Origin of the sequence: Novipirellula artificiosorum, assembly GCF_007860135.1 — a bacterium.
In the GTDB taxonomy this organism is placed as follows: domain Bacteria; phylum Planctomycetota; class Planctomycetia; order Pirellulales; family Pirellulaceae; genus Novipirellula_A; species Novipirellula_A artificiosorum.
The window spans coordinates 51,384-69,825 of record NZ_SJPV01000021.1 but is presented as its reverse complement, the minus strand read 5'-3'; the positions used below and the strand labels follow the sequence as shown (position 1 = coordinate 69,825).

The following is an 18,442-nucleotide window of genomic DNA, read 5'->3' as shown; positions in this document are numbered from 1 at the left end:
TTTCAACACTTTCGCGTTCGACTGTGTTTGGCAGTTGGTCAGATGGTATCACCCGAACCGGCGGCGTTTGTCGCGGATTTAAGTCCGACGGCTTGCTTGATTTCGTTGAGTTCCACTTGCAAGTGTTTCGTGAACAAGGATATGTCGGCGCTGTGGATCAACATGTTCGCGCCGAGCTCGATGAAGTGCACTTGCTGTCCAACCTCTCCCCAGAAGTGAATGCCTGCCCCAACACCCGCCGCGCGCGCCTTGCGAAAGATCGTCTGACACGCGGCAAGGAAGTCTGGGTGGTCATAACGCTCCGGCAGGCCGAGACTGCAGGACAGGTCGTGCGGCCCAATGAGTATGCCGTCTAGGTCAGGCACGGTCAGAATATCGTCCAGGGCAGCCATGGCGTGCGTGCTCTCGATGTTGACGATGAGTAGCCGTTCGTTCGCCCCTTTTTCGATGTAGGCTTCAAGTTCCGGATCCGCCTTGGCCCCCCCGAGCATTTGCTTGAGTTTCTGTCCCTTGATAGGCCGCATTTTCACTGCGCCGCGCAAGGCTTGCACCTGCTCTGCAGTTTCGATGTAGGGAGCCACAACGCCTGCCGCGCCGCCATCAAGCACCATGGTGGCAGCGTAAGGGTCGGGCGACGGAATGCGCACTAGCGGCGGCAGACCGAGAGCGGAGTACGTCTGACACATCCAGCTTAACTGGGCTCGGTCCAGCGCAATGTGCTCCGTGTCGATAAAGACGAAGTCCAGCCCACAGTCGCGCACCGCGTCGGGCCAGCGCGGTGACGGCGAGACGATCAGCGTGCCGAAGCTGATCTCTCCCGCGTGCAGGCGTTTGCGTAGTTCGACCGGTTTCATGGCTTCACCTTGAGTTTTCCGAAATGAATATGCGTGCGAGGCGTGTCGGCGGTGCCGCTGTCCCAGACGCAACGAAAATCTCCCGGCGCCACCTCGACGAGTGTGGGGTAAGAGTTCTTGATGCCCGCGTCGTAAAAGGTCTTTTCCACGCTCCACGTCCCGCCGGGCGGCTTGGTCTTGTAGCGCAACGAGGTGCGGCCACCATACGGAAATTCAGGGGTCTTGTCGCGCTGAGCGGGGCCGTCGTTATAGACGTAGAGATGGGTGCCGTCCGCCGCGCGACCGAAGAATCCCTTCGACTTGGCGTTGTGCAATTCCGGTTCCTCCTTGGCAGGGCTCCAAGTGTGGCCGCCGTCGGAACTGACGCTTGAGTAAGCGCGCGGAGGAATGGTGGTGCGGTTGTCGTTTTCGTAGTTGGCGGTTCGCATCACGATCTTGAGTTCACCCGGCGCGTCCCCTGGCGCGACGTTGCCCTCGTGCAAAAACACCTTGCCGCTTTCCGGTTGCGGAATGAACGCTTCCAGCTTCCAATCCAACAGGCTGGTGCTGCTGAGGATGAAGTGGTCGCGCGAACCGAACGGGTCCTTTTGCAGCGTATTGCGGTGAGCGGGAAGCAGAAACCGTTTTAGGCCGTTGAACTCCGCCTCCACAGGCGTCGAGCAAAGAATGAGCGGTCCGGTGTAATGCATGGCCATCTCGACCCTTGTCCAACTGCGTCCACCGTCAGCGCTAAAGGCACCGACGAGTTGCGACTCCTCGCTGTTTCGATTCACCATGGGACAGCGCATGGCGAAGCACCAAATGATGTCTTGGCCCGGCGCGCGATAGAGGACGGGGTTGGCGTAGGCAAACTGAATGGCCCCCTGACGCTCGCGATGGTCGAACACGGACACCGGTTCCTCCCAGGTATCGCCGTCGTCCCGAGATAAACTGGCCAGGATGTCGCCCATATCGTTTTTGCCGTTTACCTGGACGCCGAAGGCTACCAGCAGTTCCTTCTTCTTGTCACCCTGAATAATCACAGGCTGCCAAATCTTCCATGCGTACGGATGCTGCTCCACCCGGCGGATCACGCGGACGTCAGCGATATCGCCTTCATGTTCGGACTGCTGTCCATATCCGGTTGCTGCAAAAACGACTAGGTAGCCGAAGCCGCAAAGGGTCAGCCAAAGTCGGCTGATCCTTGCCGATGCATGCACGGTGTGGCTTGTGACGTTTTGATTCGGCAAGCCGGTGAAATACTGCGTGAAGGCTTTCATGTTTCTTAATCCAATTTCTTATTCTTCGTAGGTGAGGTGTTCTGCAAAAATAAGACGGTCGCGCCGGCAAACGGTCCTCGAAATATCCGCCTGGCTCCGCCGGACACGTGTGGGGCTCTGGCCAACTCGCCGGTCGCCGGATCTAGCCACTCCACGGAAAACGATTCGATGCTCGCTGTCAGATCCACTTCGAATTCGCCGCCTTCCGGTGCAAGTAACAGATATGCAACGCCTGGTTCAGCCAGGCAGTAGCCGGTCGAAGATAACTCGTTTCGAGGTATCGCTCGCGCGAGATCCAGGCGTCGCGAGTACTCGATCGCCAGTCCCATCGCTCGGCGCGGGGCGTCATCCTCAGGCCGGACTTTTCCAAGCACACGGCCGTCATAGGTATCCATGAAGATCGGATTCAGGCCGCGCGTGACAGATTTCCAGACCCAAATCGCATCGCCACCGATACCCCAGAGATGATCCGTGTCGGAAAGAACCACTTTGGTTCCCTGCATGTCGGGCGGATCGTCTCGGAATCCGCCCTCTGAGTTGGGCGATACCCAATCGGCGGGACCGCTGAAAAGTGTCTCGTTCTTGCCGCGTCGATTCTGGTACGTCATGCCGACCGGATGCTGTTTGGGAAGATCTTCTTCGCAGCGTTTGACGAAGCGGATTATGTGGTACTGCCAATCGGTTGAACCAGGATGTGTTTCGTTTGAGATTTCGTAGAGCACGTTGTCGAAACCGTTCAGCGTTTCGACAATCCGGCGGACGTAAGCCTCCTGAACACGAGTGACTGTTTTGCTGGCGAGCTGATGGATCTCGATCGCCTTGCCGTCGCTGTCGGCATCACCGTCGATCCCGTTGATGTTGTTCGCCGGATTGAAAGGATGGTTCGGCCAGGCATCACCTTGGAATTGCACGCCATAACCTTCAAAGAGCATGATCGAAATGAACACTCCTGCCTGCTGCGCCTTGGCGACGCGCGACCGCAGGCGCTCGAGGTAGTCCGGATTGAGCTTCTCCAGGTCGAAGCGCGGTTTCCCGTCGAGCGCCAGGCCAGGGCCGGTGCGCTGCCACGGGTGCGGAGCGACATAGTGATTTCCGTTGCGCCACTGGACTGCCTTCATTCCCGTGGTGTCCCAACGCGTCGGCTCCCATGTCCAGCCGCGAGTGAAGTTGTGGCCGTACCGTTGGAGCCAAGCGAGATAGGCGTCAAAATCGAAATCCGGCGGCGGGTCGGTTGGCCCCATGTCCACGAGGTTCGGCCAGGTATGCGAGCCAGCCAGCAGAATCGCCCTACCGGAATCATCCGTGAAGTATCGTGGATTCTCCGGATGCACGCGGAGCGGACCATTGGTCTGAGCCCTCGCGGCAATTGCGCATTGCAAGGACAACAGCAGTACGATTAACAAAGTCAGATTGGGCTTCATCACGGGAGTATCCATGTCCATGCTCAGACGTGTCGTGGAGGCGGATGTCTGGAACATGCTTCGCGTTGCGTTCACTGGCGGTCCGCAATGGGTGTTGTCAGCGCTTTTCAACATGACACCTTTGGATATTGAATTGGTAAGGACCCTTCGGTATGCACGAGTAAAGCAAGTAGAAGGACGTGCCGTCATCGGATTATCGCCGTCGTTGATTCCTTGCGGGTCGAAGTACCGGCTTGTTTCTTGTTGCCTTTTCGGCGTGACGGGGCATCGGTTTGAGGCAAGTAATTGGCCAGTTCAGCTTTCACGGCTGCGAACTCGGGGGCATCCGCCAAGTTGGTCCACTCGTGGGGATCACTGCGGTGATCGTAAAGCTCTTCGCCGCCGTCGGCATAGCGAATGTAACGCCAATCTCGCGAACGCAACGTATGATTGGCAAACTCATGCGTGGTTAGGGCCGGACGTTCCGGATCCAGTGTCGGATCGCGTAGCTGCGGAGCCAGGCTCTGACCGTCGAGCCCGTCGACCGATGGCAAATTGCAGAGCTCATTGAGCGTGGGAAACAAATCAATCAATCCAACCGCTTGCGAACAATGCCCTGCTGACTTCGTCACAGACGGCGCAGCGACGATGAACGGAACTCGCGTTGATCGCTCCCACAAAGTGAACTTGTGCAGGTGCTGCTTTTCACCGAAGTGCCAGCCATGGTCGGACCAGAGTACAACGATCGTGCTGTTCGCCGCCGGACTGCTGTCCAACGCGTCGAGCAACCGCCCCACCAGCGCATCGCCGAAGGAGATATTTGCCAAATAGGCTTGCAGCAATTCGCGGTAGCGGCCTTCTCGCATCACGAGTTCATAATCACCCCTCCGGCTTTCCGCCATCTTTTTTCCAGCCGGTGGCAAATCGTCGAGATCATCGTCCTTCACCGCGGGCAATGTGATTGCGTTCGGCGGGTAAAGATCAAAATACTTTTGAGGAGCGTAGAACGGCAGATGCGGTCGGTAGATACCCGCTGCCAGAAAGAATGGTTTGTCCGATGGCGGATTGGCCAGGAACTTTGCAGCCCAGTCAATCATCTTTCCGTCACCCATTTCGGCGTCCGACTTATCGAACGCACCCCAGTCGAACTCGCTGGCATTCTGCGGCGGTTTACTCAATGACTTAACAGCGGCGAGTTGATTAAGAGGAAAGCCCTGTGGCCAGGAAAAGTTCTGGACATCAAGTCCATGGGCGAGCCTGTCGTGATAATGGCTGTCAAACACCTGGTCGAAGTAGTCGTGCCAGTCACTGCGGCGATTGAAGCCTGGCATGTGATGATTGACTTTGCCGCCACCGACCACGTGGTAACCGTTTGCCTTGAAGTGACCGGGAATCGTCATGACGTCCGGTAAAACCTGGTGCCAGACCACACTGTTGTCATAGATTCCCGTGGTTGAGGGACGTCGGCCTGTGAGCGTCGCCACTCGTGACGGATTGCAGACAGGTGCAGCGACATGAGCATTCGCGAAAAGCATCCCACGCTGAGCCAGTCGATCGATATTCGGAGTTTTCACATCCGGATGCCCGCCAAGACAACCCACCCAATCGTTCATGTCGTCGACGACAATCATGAGGACATTGGGGCGGTCGGAGGCGAATACCAATTGGCAAACCACCCAGACCGAAAGGAACGCTAGAAGGATGGATTTCATTGTTCAGGTCCGTTCATTGAGTTCTTGCTTATTGCGATCCGCCTTTGCTCACAAGACGCCGATTGGCCAATACACGGGCTATCGCCTCGGTAGTGACCGCCAGTGCGTCCTCTTCGCGGAAGGTTGTCAGGAGGATTTCCTGTTCTTTGGACCGATTGAAATCCCAGGAGACGTAAATGGTTCCGTCGGGGCGTTGCTGAGCATCGGGGTAGGTGCAACCCTTTCTCGTTTGGTTTCATTGCTTCTTCTTCCCCTTCTTCTTCTTGCTTGATTCAACTGCCGTCGGGTTCGATTCCTTACCAAAAAAGTAATCCACGTAACCCCACTGGGTCGATTTGCCTTCGGACTTGTTCGTCACGGCGGTTACTTCGGCGGTGAGACGTTGGAGGCTCTTCGGATCGAGCAGTGGGTCTTTTGTTTGTTCACGCCAGTGAGTGAGTTGGTCTTGTAAATCGACAAGAGTCGCGGCGTACTCAGGTGACGTCGCGAGATTGTGGAACTCATAAGGGTCATTTTGCAGATCATAGAGTTCGTAGCGCGGCGGAGTTTCCATCAACGCATAGGCAGCAACGACCTCCGCAGTTGCGTTCGCGATTGCGTTGTGAAGACCACCTGAAAAACCTTTTTCCCCGCGACTCGTCGCATCGGCTTCAAGCTTGCGAATCGTATTCGCGTAGTCTGGGTTTAATGTATCGGGCAACAGGTTTTCAATCAGCTTGTATTGATCATTCCGGACGGCCCTTTGCGGATGATAATTCGGTGCCGCGGCATGCGTGTGATACTCCGTAAACAAGTGGTTGCGCCAAGTAACTGGCTCGCCGCTCATCAGCGGTTGCAAAGAACGACCAGGGAGTCCCGCGACCGGAGACGCTTTTGCGGCTTCCAACACAGTCGGCATGAGATCGACGGTTGAGACAAGTGCTTCTTCCACATGCGGGTTGATTTGATTTGGCCATCGCATGATCATCGGAACACGGACTCCGCCCTCGTAACTTGTTCGTTTGCCGCGCAACATGTCAGCACCATGGTCACCGATATAAATCACTATCGTATTTTCGGCCTTTCCCGATTGCTCGAGGGTTGAGAGCAAATCTCCGATCAACGAATCCAGACGGCTGATGCAGTTGTAATAGTCAGCGACCATCGCTCGCATTTCTGGCGGATCGATGCCCATGTAAGCCATCGCCTTCACTTCGCTACCGGTTTGCGGCGACTTCGGTAATCCATCCACCTGGCGAATCCAGGGATCGTGCGCGTCGGGATAGTTGACACTGAGGAAGAATGGTTCGTCCGCCGCTTGAAAGAAAGTCCCAGCGTAGTTGGCATAGTTCGATAGATCCTTGCGACTGAAATTCGCGGTGGGAATCTCGTGGAAGTCAAACGGGAATGCGGACTCAGGATTGATATGTAGTTTGCCGATGATTCCCGTTCGATAACCAGCGGCTTTCAGACTGCGGGGAAGATTAGGAGTGTCTTCGCGATACATTCGAAACCCCCAAGTCGCCAATCCGATCTGTCCATGTTGATGAGGGTAAAGTCCGGTCAGAAAGCTGGCGCGCGATTGACTACAACCGGCCTGGGCAACAAAAGCTCGATTGAAGCGAATGCCCTCATCGGCAAGCTTGTCAAGATTTGGGGTCCTTGCATAAACATCGCCATAACAACCCAGTTCCGGTCCGTTGTCTTCCGAGACAATCAACAAGATGTTCGGCTGCGCGGCGTCAGTAACTCCCGCCGAAAACATCACTGCGAAGCACAACAGTCGTGAGAGAAAACATCTATTCATGGAGCTGATCCCGATTGCAGAAGCCACTGGAGATTGAAGCGGGCCACAGTAATCCGAGTGTAGGCCCAGTCACGTTTGCGTTTCTGGACAGGTTCACCGCTCCCATCTTCAAAGCAGCAGAGAACCTGGCCATCCGGCAGGACCGCCAAGTCGCTGTAAGCACTGGGACCTGGTTCCAGCACGCGACTGACCGGCCAGATTGCACCCCCATCGCGGCTCAGGTGGATGGTCAAGTTACGGCGGCTGGAGTGCGCCCGCTCGGTCGTCTGCACATTGGAGAACAGAAGCAGCGGTCCCTTGAGATTGTCCACTCCTGGATGACTCACCATGCCGGCCATGCAGCCCGGCTCATACAGTTCATCAATGAATCGCGGAGTCGACCAGTTTGTCGCACCGTTAGAGCTGGTTGTTGAGATTCGCCGAGAGCGAGCATCACCATTGCGGGCGGTCAGCAGTACGCCGCCGCCGGGCAGCTCGGCGATGTTCGGTTCACCAGCGTCAAAAAGCGAGAGCTCCCCAGGCAGCCACGTGACACCCTGGTCATCGCTGAAGACGACGCCCACTCCTTTGCCTTGCTTCACGCCCGGATCGTAGTTCGACATCCAGAATGGAACCACCAGTCGTCCGCTCTGCAGTTCAATCGCATGTCCCGGCCCAGTTGCCATCGCCTGCCAGTCGATTGTTGACCTGAACGCTTCAAATGCCGTGGTGATCTCCACCGGCTTCGACCAGGAGAGCCCATCGTCGTCGCTGCGAATGTGAAAGCAACGCATGTATTCCACGCAGTACAGGAGATGGACGGTTCCATTCCGGCAAGTGATGGCAACCGGGTTGTTGACGGTTTGCTCCTCTGGTCCGCCGAAGTCCTTAGCCTGCTTCCCCGGCGGCAAATGAGGATTGCGCGGGAGACGTTCCCCCAGGTGCGCGACCTGCTGCGGCGGAGACCAGGTGCGGCCACAATCGGTGCTGCGGCGAAGGTGAATCTCGATCTCCCCTCGGTCCGCCGTCGAAAATTTCCGTGCCTCGCAATACGCCAGCACGCTGCCGCGCGATGTCACCACGATGCCAGGAATGCGGTATAGGGTAAAGCCATCGCGTCCTTCTTCGAACAGTGTTACCCGCTCGATCGAAGGCTCGGCGCTCGCGCAGTAGTCCGTGAAAGCAATCGCGAATATCATCAACACCCCAGAGATCTGGCGAATACGCCTGATCCGGGTGAATCCGTCTTGTGCTTCCCAAATTCGACGCTTATTCATGGCCGTTTCTTTTTCTTCTTGCGATTCGGATCCGAGGATTCGCTCGGAGAACGGAGCGGGGGTGGAGTAGTCATGGTCTGATCCATCCGCTGCCGCAGACGGTCGCGCAAAGTGGTTCTCGCGGGATCATCCACGACGTTCTTCTGCTCAAACAGATGGGCATCCTGGGGCCGTACACTCTCACGATCGGTGTAGTCGTACAGTTCTTCCGCCATCGTCGCGCGGGTGTTCCAGTCGACCCAGCGCGTGTAGCGGTGCGCGGCGGTACGGATGGAGTAGCCCATCTGCTCTGGGGTAGTCGCCTTCCAGGGACGGTTGAATTGGCTGAGCACCAAGTCTCGTCCCGGGGCCTGCGGATCGTTCAGGATCGGCACGAGGCTCTGGCCATCGAGGTTGTCCGGTGGTGTCAAACCGGCTAAGTCTGCGAGCGTCGGGTACAGGTCCACTAGCTGGACGAGTGATTTGGTGGCAACGCCCGGCCGAGCCAGACCCGGCGTCCGAATCAGTAGTGGGACCCGCGTGTCACATTCAAAGTTTGTCCCTTTGCACCAGCGGCCGTTTTCTCCCAGCGAGAACCCGTGATCGCCCCACAAGACAACGATGGTCTGACGATCCAGCTTCATTCGCTCCAGTTCAGCAAGCAGCTTGCCGACCTGGGCGTCGACATAACTGACACACGCGTAGTAGCCATGACGCAGCCGACGCACATCCGGTGCATCAACATGCTCGTTCTCTGGTATGCCGCGGTAGCCGCCGAGTTCACGGTGCGTGTGCGATGCCAGTTCTGGAGCCCCCTGGACCGGTCGCTCATCATTCCCAAGTACAAACCGATCCGGGTCATATAGATCCCAGTATTTCTTTGGAGCATTGAACGGCAGATGCGGTTTGAAGAAACCCACTGCCAGAAAGAACGGCTGCTGCTCGCGATGAAGTTCGTCGAGCCTCTTGATCGCCAAGGACGCTAGTTTGCCGTCGGAATAGGCTTCATCGTCCACGTCCGCCGCCTCCCAAGCGGCCTGTTTGCCGGAATTCTGATTCTCCGGCAGTCGATAATTCTTCCAACCTGTCACCTTTAGAACCTCAGGAACGGACCACGAAACCGGGTCAAGTTCCTGTTCGTTGCCGCTAAAAATCTTTCCGAGCGATACGGCCTGGTAGCCGCTCTGCTTGAAGAGCTGCGGCAGCGTCACGAGATCGGACGCCACATCGCGAAACCGATTCCGGTTATGCCAGACCCGCGTATGGTCCGGCAGCCGTCCGGTCAGTAGCGACGTGCGCGAGGGTCCACACACGGCCTGCTGTGTGTAAGCCCGGTCAAACCGCCGGGCACCCATTGCGAATTGGTCAATGTGTGGAGACTTCGCGAGCGGGTCGCCGTAGCACCCCAGCGCCGGCCTAAGGTCGTCGATCGCGATGAACAATACGTTCGGGCGATCTGCGGTAGCAGCGTAGGCGGCGTTTAAAAAAAGTAGTTGAGAGAAAAGGAGAAGTGCTATGGCTCTCATGTTAATGTCGGCCTTGATGGTGTCGGATGAGGATCGAGTGTGAAGATTGTGAGTCCGCTCAAGTCGCGGGTGGATGGAACTAAGCAACTGACGAGATAGCCGACAATGATGCACGTCGACATCCCGATCGTGATGTAGAGATACCCGTTTACACTGGAGTAAACGAACAGCCAGCACATCACGAGTGCGCCAACCACCGCGCCCGTAAAAGCACCGTAGGCGTTGGCCCGCCGAGTCAGTACGCCCAGTAGAAACAGTCCTCCCAGCATACCCATGAACAGGCCGACGACTTTGATGAACGTGTCAAACAGCGAGGTGATTTCTGGGGCGATGAAAAACAGCCCCAACACCGTACCGAGGACGCCGACGCTGAACGTAATCAAACGAGCCGCACGGAGATACTGGCGGTCCGTCGTGCATATTCCGAGAGGTCTCAGGAAGTCGGTCACGATCGTCGTGGCCATGGAATTCATGCTGGTTGAGACGGTCGATTGAGCTGCTGAGAAAACACCAGCGACCACCAAGCCTGCGATCCCGATTGGCATCTCACGAGCGATGAACAACGGAAAGATTTGGTCGGTCGTGATCGTTGGGTCAAGCCGTTCGGGGTGCGATTGATAAAACATGAACAGCGCCGTTCCAATCGCAAAGAACAGCAACGTTGCCGGAATCGATAGCACAGCGTTGGTCCAAATCGAACGCGCTGCCAGCTTCTCGCTCGACGTCGTCATGTAACGCTGCACGACCGCTTGATCGGCCGTGTATGACGAAAGATGATGGCCTGCCGCGCCCAGCACAATCACCCAAAACGCAACTTGCGATCCGGTTCCCTGCCACTGCAGATTCGCCAGGCGCAGCTTGTCCGAATCGAATGCGACTTGCAATGCGCGGCCGAATCCGTGCTCGCCTCCACTACCGCTGAGCAACATGAACAAGGCCAAGACCGCACCGCCAAGCAGCACCACGGTTTGAATCGTGTCGGTCCAGATCACAGCTTCGATGCCTCCCATTGTGCTGTAGGCGATGCTCAGCAAACCCATGAGTAGAACCGACTGCGCCGGAGTCAACGGTGTCGCGACCGCCAGCGCCAAACCAGTCAACGACATCACGACAGCCATGCGAAACAAATGGAACATGGCGAAGCTGGTACTGCCGAATAACCGTACGCTACGATTGAATCGCTTTTCCAAATACTCATAGGCACTCGTCGCATCAATCCTGCGGTAGAAGGGCAAGGCGACGAAGACGGCCACAATAGCGATGACGGGAATCATCAAGTTACCGACCGCGTAGACCCAATCCTGGGCATAGGCTTTGGAGGGCAAACCAGTGAAGGTCAGTGAACTGAGCATGGTCGCAAAGATGCTGCATCCGGCCGCCCACCATGGAATACTCTTACCGCCACGAAAATAGTCGTCCGTTGTCTTGTTCTTGCGAGCGAAATAAACACCCACACCGACCATCGTCAATAGATAGCCACCCAGCACGATGTAGTTGATAACACCGAAGCCCGATTGCCGGGCAACCGGCGCGATGCTCCACACGGCCGGAGTGCGAACGCGAGGTCGCACTTCACCGCTGGCAATCACGATCCGATCATTCCAGCGAGCCGCCGTCGTGGTGACTTGATTCGATGGAGTCGCACCGAGAGACGTCCAAGTATCGGTAATGGTGTGAAATGCGAAAGCTTCTTTGGGAAAACCGGGATGTTCGTCTTTCAGTTCGTCCGTCTTGTCGAATAGCGCACCATCGTCTCCAGCAAGCACGAATAGATGGCTTTGACCAAAACCAATGCCCGTCCCGGCGCACATGCTGCGCGGCACATCCTGCCTCGGTTGCCAAGTGTCCGTTCGCGGCGTGTACTGCCAAACGTCGCGAAGGAACTCAATGCCCTGATGACCCGGGCGTCGCCCGCTGATCACATACACGCAATCTTCGTAGCCATTGTGCTGCGTCGCGGTGATATTGAACGCACGAGGTTCGTCGGACCAGGTTGACAACTCTCGCCAAACAAACGCGTCGGGATTGTTCTTTTGGGAAAGATCCAGCGACCAAAAATTATTCATCGCGGAAGCAATGTCACTGCCACTCTGCCCACCAGCGAGAAAAATCACGTTCCCGACCAACGTCGCCTGACCGTAGGCACAAGGTCGCGGCAGAGAGGGATAGTCGACGGTCCGGACCGTCTCAGTGCTTGTGTCCCACTGCAACGCAAAGACCGCATCGAAGGTTGCACCCGCATCGTTGCCACCCATGCACACGACGCCATCCGAGGTCGAAACGGTTGCGCCGTAGCCCATGGGCCTGGGAAGCTTTCCACCATCGATCCACTTGTAACCAGACGACGTTTTCTGAAGCACATCGATCTGGTCGTGCCATTGCTTTTCGCTTTCCCAAACCGGGCGAGCAAAGTTGGCTCCGCCAGCGACGATCAAGACGTCTTGGTGGACTCCAACGAACGGCCCAGCTACGCCAATCTCGTTTGGCAATGCGGGAAGCGATCGCCAGTCCAGCGTGGCATCGCTTACCGCATACAACTGCTCAGAACCAATCAATGTCAGGGCGAGTGCGAGCAGTACCCGATGTAGTGGGATTCGCCAGAATTCCTTTCGCATATTGGAATTCTGGCGAATCCCACTACGGTAGAAATGTCGTACCTTCACGGCAATGATGTCTCCGCGAGCGGTTGGATCCACTCGAAGAATCCAATCTCCTGCAACTCTCGCTCCAGCGCAGCATATTGAGTTTGTGTCAACGTTGGGACTGGTAATCGAGAGGGCCCACAATCCAAGCCGATCATTTTCATGATCGCCTTCTGGGCACCGCGAGGCCCGTACGGCAAGAACGCTCGCACGATGGCTTGCGATCGCAACTGCTCTTGTCGAACCGTCTCCATGTCGCCGGCAGCAAATGCCGTCAGTAATCGCTGATAGACTGCTGTCGCAAAGTTGTAAGTGCTGCCGACGGCCGCAACAGCACCGGCAGCAAGTCCGTACTGCAGCATCTCATCGAGGCCCCAAAAAATCTGCAGTCGATCCTGTGCGTACTCGACACAAGTCTGAAACTCGAACACGTTCTGCGACGTGAATTTGACGCCGCGCAAGTTCTCGATCCGCTGTTCGGCCAACTTCAAGAATTCGACAGCGCTCACGCCAACGCCTGTCACCGCCGGAATGTGGTAGTAGTAAAACGGCAACTCTGGCGCGCCCCCGGCAATTTCCGCCATCGATGCGACCAGCGTTTCCACCGAGTCAGGCTTAAAGTAGACCGGGCTGACTGCCGAAATCGCATCAGCACCAACGCGACTGGCATGGGCGGCCAGGTGTCGAGCCTGCATCAGACTCTCACTGCCGACCTGGACGATGACGGGCAATCGGCCACTGGCCGCGCTGACAAACGACTCGGCCACTGCACACCGCTCGTCAAAGGTTAGCGAGGCACCTTCGCCGGTACTGCCCAGCACATACAGCGCTGCAATTTCTTGGTCAGCAAGTCGGTCGACCATCGGTGGGATCGCTTCGAGATGCAGCGACCGATCCTCGTGAAGCGGAGTAAACGTCGCAGCGACGAGACCTTGGAGCGGAGCAATGGTTGAGGACATAGGTAGGTTTAGCTAAGAAACGATGAATCAAGAACAAGGCACGACAATAGCTGAATGCTGTTTTCACGAGTGACTTCATTGTACCCGGCTTTGCCTTGCGTAAAATGTACATCGCGAACAATCACATGGGCAATTTGCATACTCGGCGTGGTACCGCTGTCTCCCTTGATGAAGACCAACGCGCGACTCGTTGAAATTCCACCCGCGGGAAGACTTTTCAACTGGAAAAGTCGCTGCTAGGTGCCGAGTTAGAAAGTGGAAAGTGGCAAACTCACGTTGTTGAGGACCACTGCGGAACAGTCAACTTGAAGCGTCGGCTGGACGCCCTCGGGTAAGCCAACGAGAACGAGGTTCTGGAATTGGACTTGTTGGCAATTGTTGAGGGCGATTGGTGGCGCATTAGCCTCTGCCTGACACTCGATGATCAGGTTTTCGACCACGACGTCGGCTGTATTGGAAATGCGCACTGGCTCTTCGCAGTTTCGCGCAATCATATTGCGTAGTACCAAGTGCGCGTGACCTCGTGAGCTGTTTGCGGTGCGAATCAGGTGCTTGCAGCGAACTGCCTGAACGTTCTCCACCTTGACGTTTGTATTTGCGCCACTATCTCCGCGATGGTCCTGAACGTCGATGGCGTACCGCGCGTCTTCTGCGTAGACATTACGTACAGTGATGTTGTCGGTACCATCGCTCACTTCGACCGGTCCGCGCAAATAACCCCGCTTGAGCGACACGTTCTCCACGGTCACGTCTCGCACGCGTTGCCCCTTATTTCCGCCCGAAATGGAGACAGCGTCTCGAGCCATGCGAAAGGCTTCGATGTTACCGATCCGCCCGCCGACAATGTCGCCGGCGCCGTCCAACGGCGTGACCATAATTCCATCTTTACTCCCGTCATAAAACTTACAGTTCCGGACGTCGAATCGACCTTGCTGCAGCCAAATCATCGGCGCTCGATTCTCCTGTGTCACCGTCGCGTAGTTGCCATGCAGTTGGATGTCTGACAGGACTACGTCTGGGGCCGCGACAATGATCATCGCTGTTTTTCCCAGCCCATCGGGTAAGCGAGCCCGTAAACCGCTCAGCGTGATTGGCCGGCTAATACGAATGGTCTCCGAGATGACAAGCTCTTGTTGACGGTCACAGACGATCGTTGCACCGGAGGGCGACTTGTCGATCGTCTCCTGTAGTTGGATCGCATCTCCGGAGAAGCGAGTTTCGCTGCACTGCGCCTGCGCGGCCAGGATTGCCGTCACAGCAACCGCAAGAGAGGTATTCATTCGCCACCAGCATCTTGAACTATTCATAGTGATCCTTCGTTAAAGGCGCGACAGTGTCAGTCAGTGGGTAGCCGGCAGCGAAAACCATTGTATCGTTGGCCATGGGAGCCACACTTAACTCGTAGAGTTGTTCGGCTTCGCAGTGTGTCATTCCTGCGTTCTCATCCACTCCGCCGCCTCGCGGTTGGCAGTCGCGATGGCCGTGAGCGCAGCGGCGTCGGGGGTTTCGTCCGCGCCGCGCAAGGCGCGGTTGCGGGTAGTGTTGCGGAGATACGCGCCGCACAGATGGTAGCCGACGCAGCCAGGCAATTCGCGCAGCGCAGAAAGCGTGGCCGCGTAGCCCGCGCCATTGTGCAGTAGGACGCCATCGGGTTGGCGGATGGCGATCGCATGGTCGGCCAGCAACACCGGCTTACCGGTGAGGTCATGCCATTTGCGAAGGTTGGCGGCGACTTCGTGGGGTTGCTTGAAATGCTGGAAGCTCAGCACGTCCACATACGGCAGCGCGGCGCGCACGACTTCCTCGGCGATGGGAGCGCTGGCCTCGTAGCGGTCACCAAGGATGAGGTGATGCTTGTCGTAGCGGCGGATGGAGTCATGCGTGACCTGATACCATTTGGTCGCCAGCGAGCTGAGTTCGCGGCGGCCGGCGTCGGTCTCGAGCTTCCCGGGATCGAACAGCGGCCCCTTCCACTCGTTGCCCGGACGCGTGTGAATCCACGTCGGGCAATCGATGTAGAAGTAGCCGATGAGCTTCGGGTCCCCCGCCATTCGGGCACAGTGTTCGCGCGCCACGTAATCGCACCACTCGGCGAACTCGGCGCTGTGGAAATCAGGGTTGCGAGTTTCCATCTCCCATTGATGGAAATCGGCGAAGGGTAACTGATGGCAATACGGCAGCCCCAGCCACTGGTATTCCTCGAAGGTAAAGGCTCGCGAGTGACGGTGATTTGTCAGTCCACGCGTGACAACCTCCTGCGTCCACCCCACACTGTTGAAGCCCCACTCGCGCAGGTCGCGTGCGACGGCCTCCTTGAGCCAGCGCTCCATGGAGTTGCCGTATTTTCGCGACCACAGATCGCCGCTGGTCGTGTAACGCAACGGCGCGGGATCAATGTGGTTCAGCGCGATCGAGAAGAACGGCTTGCCTTCCGGCGTGACGAACCACCAGCGACCGCTACGCCGCGCAAGCGTGAAAAAACTTCCCTCCGATGCGGCGCGTAGTGAGAGCGCGGGCGAGAGGACGGTAACGGCGGCGCTGGTGAGAAAGTGACGGCGATTCATGTTGTGATTGGTCGCGGTTGGGAGTGTGATGACTTGCCTCGTGACCGGCCTAATCCTAATTCTGCAATCGAAGGCCGCATTGTAGTCGAAATTTTGTCGCTTTGCGTCTGGACTACTTACTCGATGAGCAAAAGTGTTTGACTCAGAGAGACTGCTACTTGCTTCAACACGGTTTCGGCAGGCATTGTTTTGTACTCCTCCAACATAGGCTCGACCTGGACGGGGCCGTCAAAGCCGATTTGCAATAACGCGCCGAGGAAAGTCTTCAGATCAATGACACCCGTAGCCCCTGGGAGGGCTCGTGGCGCATCGGTCAGTTCGTCAATCGGTATTCCGGCAGGAGCATCCTCCAGGTCACAGGCAATCACATCCGATCCTTTTAACCGAAGGATATCTGCCGCCGTTTCTCGCGCGTTATGCCAATGAAACGAATCGAGGACAACTCCCACATTGGATTTCCGAGCTTCCTCAATCAATTCCATCGTTTCAGCCAGCGTGAAGATGAACGTATAACGGCCCGACGTCCTCAGGTGCCGGGGGGCCACATACTCAAGTCCAAGCCGCAAGCCGGCGTCATCAAGAATTGTTGCTACCTCCCGAATTCTTTTAACATAGCGACGGAAGAGCATGCGGTAGGTCAAGTGATCGTGGCGTGGCGTGATAAAAGTTCGGATTCGACTGGCTCCCGCACTGCTCAGCACTTCTGCGACTTTGGGGAGCTCGTTGATGCCGCTTCCGTATTCCTCCTCAGAGTCGGTTCGCATGTTGACGGTTAACCCAGAGGCTCCCCACTGGAGATTACTTAACCGCATTTCTTCGAGCAGGCTCTGTAGATCGTCTCTTGAATATTGCGAGAGCTCTCGTGGGTTTGGAACAATGGATTCAAAGCCATGTTCGTTCGCCAGTCGCATTAGTTCCTTCACGCTTGCTTGGATCCCGAGGAGTCGGTGATCCAAACAAAGGCGGAAACGACGGTGGTTGGATTGGCTTTGGCCCCAGAGCCAGGATTGGCTGGCGGGACAAGCAAGGAGGGAAGAGGCCAAGGCGGAGAATGAAATCGCTTTGAGAAATCGACGTCGCGTCATTTCGTGGCCTCCGTGTTTTCGATGCGCCCCGCGGCAACCCCCATCTCGCGGACGGCCGTTTGCACCACATGCTCCACCGTTGGATCGAAAAGGCCTACGCCGGTGTACAAGCCCCGCGTCTCGTAACCGCCTTCATTTAACACGCGAGCTGTTGGCAGGTATCCGAAGACATCGATGCAATAACCTGCAACCCAAAGCTTCTGCGGGCCGAGTGTCATTTCGGCGATAGCAACGTAGTCAACAAGTGTTTCTCCGCTGTATCCGACGATGGTCAGGTCAGTTCCGAGCTGCCAAAGGGCTAGCGGAGCGTTATAGGTTTTCGGCAGCGGTTCTCCTCGCCGCAACATTTCGAGAGCAAGATCCGTGAAGAAACGCCGGTAACCGGGGGCACCCTCACCCATCGTTTCAATCTGATTTTCGGTGAGTACTTGCAGCGGGAGATCGACGCGCTGGAAGATGGTTCTCAGCGATCCGTTCACAGGCGCTAGTGGCGACTCCAGCACTCGGCAGACTTCGGATGCCAAAGTAGCCCCATGCAGTTGGGCGGACTCGAGCGTTCCGCGGGGGGACGGACTAGCGTCCCCGCCGCAGCCGGTCACGAACATCGCCTGAACTCCGGCATGCTGTCGCTGCACAAAATCCTGGGCATAGCCCGCGTAGTCACCCAGAATGCTGCGGTTCTTTTGAGTGAGACACACGCAGTGGCACGCTGCTCCAAAGACCACCGCCCGCAGTTTGCCGGAGGGATCTTCGATTCGCATGACGGGCACGCCGCGGTCTGCCGGACCTCGCGGGTTGAGTCCGAGGATCACTCCATTGGCTGTGAACTCGCGGCGGTTGAACACAAAGGGCGCAACGCCCATTCCCCAGGAGATTCTCGCCTCCGACATCTCAGTGAGGGCTCTCTCCGAGATGCCCACGATCCTGTCTTCCAGCCAGCGAACGTAGCGCTCAACGTTCTCGCGCTCGCTCTCCGGCACGTTTACTCCCGGATATGACATCACCATAGGACCGGCGTGATTATGGGAGGCATTGAAGAGGATGGCTTCACGGGGCAGGCCGCTCGACGTCTCCAGCCGCCGCGCTATGCGCTCCGAAACTTCGTTGGTAAACCCGAGAATATCAGCAGTCACGAGCAGAGCACGAGTGCCGGAGCCATCTGCCAGGGCAAGCGCCTTAGCGTGGATAGGACTTTCCACATTCTCGAAAGGCTCGCGCCGGCCGGCATAGCCATCCATCAGCATGGGCTGCTCGGGAGTGATCTCGGTCTGAGCCAAGCCCACCTTCCATGCCGTTTGCTGCGCGTTCAACTGGGGCGCGGTCGCTAGTGTGAGCACCAGAAGGAACATGCGTCGAATCAGTCTGACCATCGATATCTCCTGGGAGTTGCTCGTAATAGTAGGAACTACCCGCGGCGAGC

Annotated in this window: 15 protein-coding genes; all 15 read right to left on the bottom strand. The window is 57.0% G+C overall.

The genetic code is table 11. From position 1 onward, the window contains the following. Positions 1-38: 38 nt before the first annotated feature. Positions 39-854 carry an HpcH/HpaI aldolase family protein gene (locus tag Poly41_RS31250; RefSeq protein WP_146531296.1) on the bottom strand — a complete coding sequence of 272 codons (816 nt, stop codon included), beginning with the start codon at positions 852-854 and terminating at the stop codon, positions 39-41. Next, complete coding sequence (locus Poly41_RS31245) at positions 851-2,113, bottom strand: sialidase family protein (RefSeq protein ID WP_146531295.1); 1,263 nt, start codon at positions 2,111-2,113, stop codon at positions 851-853. The genes Poly41_RS31250 and Poly41_RS31245 overlap by 4 nt, the downstream gene beginning before the upstream one ends. Before the next feature lie 5 nt (positions 2,114-2,118). After that, entirely contained in the window at positions 2,119-3,591 is a 1,473-nt protein-coding gene (locus tag Poly41_RS31240; RefSeq protein ID WP_146531294.1) for a DUF6298 domain-containing protein, read from the bottom strand. Positions 3,592-3,719: 128 nt separating this feature from the next. Further along, on the bottom strand, positions 3,720-5,225 hold the full coding sequence (locus tag Poly41_RS31235) for a sulfatase (protein WP_146531293.1): 1,506 nt from the start codon (positions 5,223-5,225) through the stop codon (positions 3,720-3,722). A gap of 235 nt (positions 5,226-5,460) precedes the next feature. Continuing rightward, entirely contained in the window at positions 5,461-7,011 is a 1,551-nt protein-coding gene (locus Poly41_RS31230; protein ID WP_146531292.1) for a sulfatase family protein, read from the bottom strand. Next, positions 7,008-8,267, bottom strand: coding sequence for a sialidase family protein (locus Poly41_RS31225; RefSeq protein ID WP_146531291.1), 1,260 nt, complete (start codon positions 8,265-8,267; stop codon positions 7,008-7,010). Before Poly41_RS31225 ends, Poly41_RS31230 begins: the two co-directional genes overlap by 4 nt. Next, positions 8,264-9,772, bottom strand: coding sequence for a sulfatase (locus tag Poly41_RS31220; protein ID WP_146531290.1), 1,509 nt, complete (start codon positions 9,770-9,772; stop codon positions 8,264-8,266). The genes Poly41_RS31225 and Poly41_RS31220 overlap by 4 nt, the downstream gene beginning before the upstream one ends. After that, positions 9,769-12,468: a sodium:solute symporter family transporter gene (locus Poly41_RS31215; RefSeq protein WP_390621511.1), complete on the bottom strand. Its 2,700-nt coding sequence runs from the start codon at positions 12,466-12,468 to the stop codon at positions 9,769-9,771. Before Poly41_RS31215 ends, Poly41_RS31220 begins: the two co-directional genes overlap by 4 nt. Beyond that, a complete protein-coding gene (locus tag Poly41_RS31210) occupies positions 12,432-13,373 on the bottom strand; it encodes a dihydrodipicolinate synthase family protein (RefSeq protein WP_146531289.1) in 942 nt (313 codons plus the stop codon). The genes Poly41_RS31215 and Poly41_RS31210 overlap by 37 nt, the downstream gene beginning before the upstream one ends. Before the next feature lie 8 nt (positions 13,374-13,381). Next, on the bottom strand, positions 13,382-13,594 hold the full coding sequence (locus Poly41_RS31205) for a hypothetical protein (RefSeq protein WP_146531288.1): 213 nt from the start codon (positions 13,592-13,594) through the stop codon (positions 13,382-13,384). 27 nt (positions 13,595-13,621) lie between these two features. Further along, positions 13,622-14,680 carry a right-handed parallel beta-helix repeat-containing protein gene (locus tag Poly41_RS31200; RefSeq protein WP_146531287.1) on the bottom strand — a complete coding sequence of 353 codons (1,059 nt, stop codon included), beginning with the start codon at positions 14,678-14,680 and terminating at the stop codon, positions 13,622-13,624. Next, positions 14,673-14,804, bottom strand: a complete 132-nt coding sequence (locus tag Poly41_RS35490) for a hypothetical protein (protein WP_261344930.1) — start codon at positions 14,802-14,804, stop codon at positions 14,673-14,675. The genes Poly41_RS31200 and Poly41_RS35490 overlap by 8 nt, the downstream gene beginning before the upstream one ends. Further along, on the bottom strand, positions 14,801-15,937 hold the full coding sequence (locus Poly41_RS31195; RefSeq protein ID WP_146531286.1) for an agarase: 1,137 nt from the start codon (positions 15,935-15,937) through the stop codon (positions 14,801-14,803). The genes Poly41_RS35490 and Poly41_RS31195 overlap by 4 nt, the downstream gene beginning before the upstream one ends. Positions 15,938-16,053: 116 nt before the next feature. After that, positions 16,054-17,022 carry a sugar phosphate isomerase/epimerase family protein gene (locus Poly41_RS31190; protein WP_146531285.1) on the bottom strand — a complete coding sequence of 323 codons (969 nt, stop codon included), beginning with the start codon at positions 17,020-17,022 and terminating at the stop codon, positions 16,054-16,056. Continuing rightward, the gene (locus Poly41_RS31185) at positions 17,019-18,392 is read right to left on the bottom strand and encodes a neutral/alkaline non-lysosomal ceramidase N-terminal domain-containing protein (RefSeq protein ID WP_146531284.1); all 1,374 of its coding nucleotides are present in this window, start codon (positions 18,390-18,392) and stop codon (positions 17,019-17,021) included. The genes Poly41_RS31190 and Poly41_RS31185 overlap by 4 nt, the downstream gene beginning before the upstream one ends. Positions 18,393-18,442 lie beyond the last annotated feature (50 nt).

What these genes read in the sequence shown, in the direction of transcription:
- Poly41_RS31240 (WP_146531294.1), bottom strand. Translation starts at nt 3,591, where the DNA reads ATGTTCCAGACATCCGCCTCCACGACACGTCTGAGCATGGACATGGAT.
- Poly41_RS31195 (WP_146531286.1), bottom strand. Translation starts at nt 15,937, where the DNA reads ATGAATCGCCGTCACTTTCTCACCAGCGCCGCCGTTACCGTCCTCTCG.
- Poly41_RS31245 (WP_146531295.1), bottom strand. Translation starts at nt 2,113, where the DNA reads ATGAAAGCCTTCACGCAGTATTTCACCGGCTTGCCGAATCAAAACGTC.
- Poly41_RS31220 (WP_146531290.1), bottom strand. Translation starts at nt 9,772, where the DNA reads ATGAGAGCCATAGCACTTCTCCTTTTCTCTCAACTACTTTTTTTAAAC.
- Poly41_RS31250 (WP_146531296.1), bottom strand. Translation starts at nt 854, where the DNA reads ATGAAACCGGTCGAACTACGCAAACGCCTGCACGCGGGAGAGATCAGC.
- Poly41_RS31190 (WP_146531285.1), bottom strand. Translation starts at nt 17,022, where the DNA reads ATGACGCGACGTCGATTTCTCAAAGCGATTTCATTCTCCGCCTTGGCC.
- Poly41_RS31225 (WP_146531291.1), bottom strand. Translation starts at nt 8,267, where the DNA reads ATGAATAAGCGTCGAATTTGGGAAGCACAAGACGGATTCACCCGGATC.
- Poly41_RS31210 (WP_146531289.1), bottom strand. Translation starts at nt 13,373, where the DNA reads ATGTCCTCAACCATTGCTCCGCTCCAAGGTCTCGTCGCTGCGACGTTT.
- Poly41_RS31230 (WP_146531292.1), bottom strand. Translation starts at nt 7,011, where the DNA reads ATGAATAGATGTTTTCTCTCACGACTGTTGTGCTTCGCAGTGATGTTT.
- Poly41_RS35490 (WP_261344930.1), bottom strand. Translation starts at nt 14,804, where the DNA reads ATGACACACTGCGAAGCCGAACAACTCTACGAGTTAAGTGTGGCTCCC.
- Poly41_RS31185 (WP_146531284.1), bottom strand. Translation starts at nt 18,392, where the DNA reads ATGGTCAGACTGATTCGACGCATGTTCCTTCTGGTGCTCACACTAGCG.
- Poly41_RS31235 (WP_146531293.1), bottom strand. Translation starts at nt 5,225, where the DNA reads ATGAAATCCATCCTTCTAGCGTTCCTTTCGGTCTGGGTGGTTTGCCAA.
- Poly41_RS31200 (WP_146531287.1), bottom strand. Translation starts at nt 14,680, where the DNA reads ATGAATAGTTCAAGATGCTGGTGGCGAATGAATACCTCTCTTGCGGTT.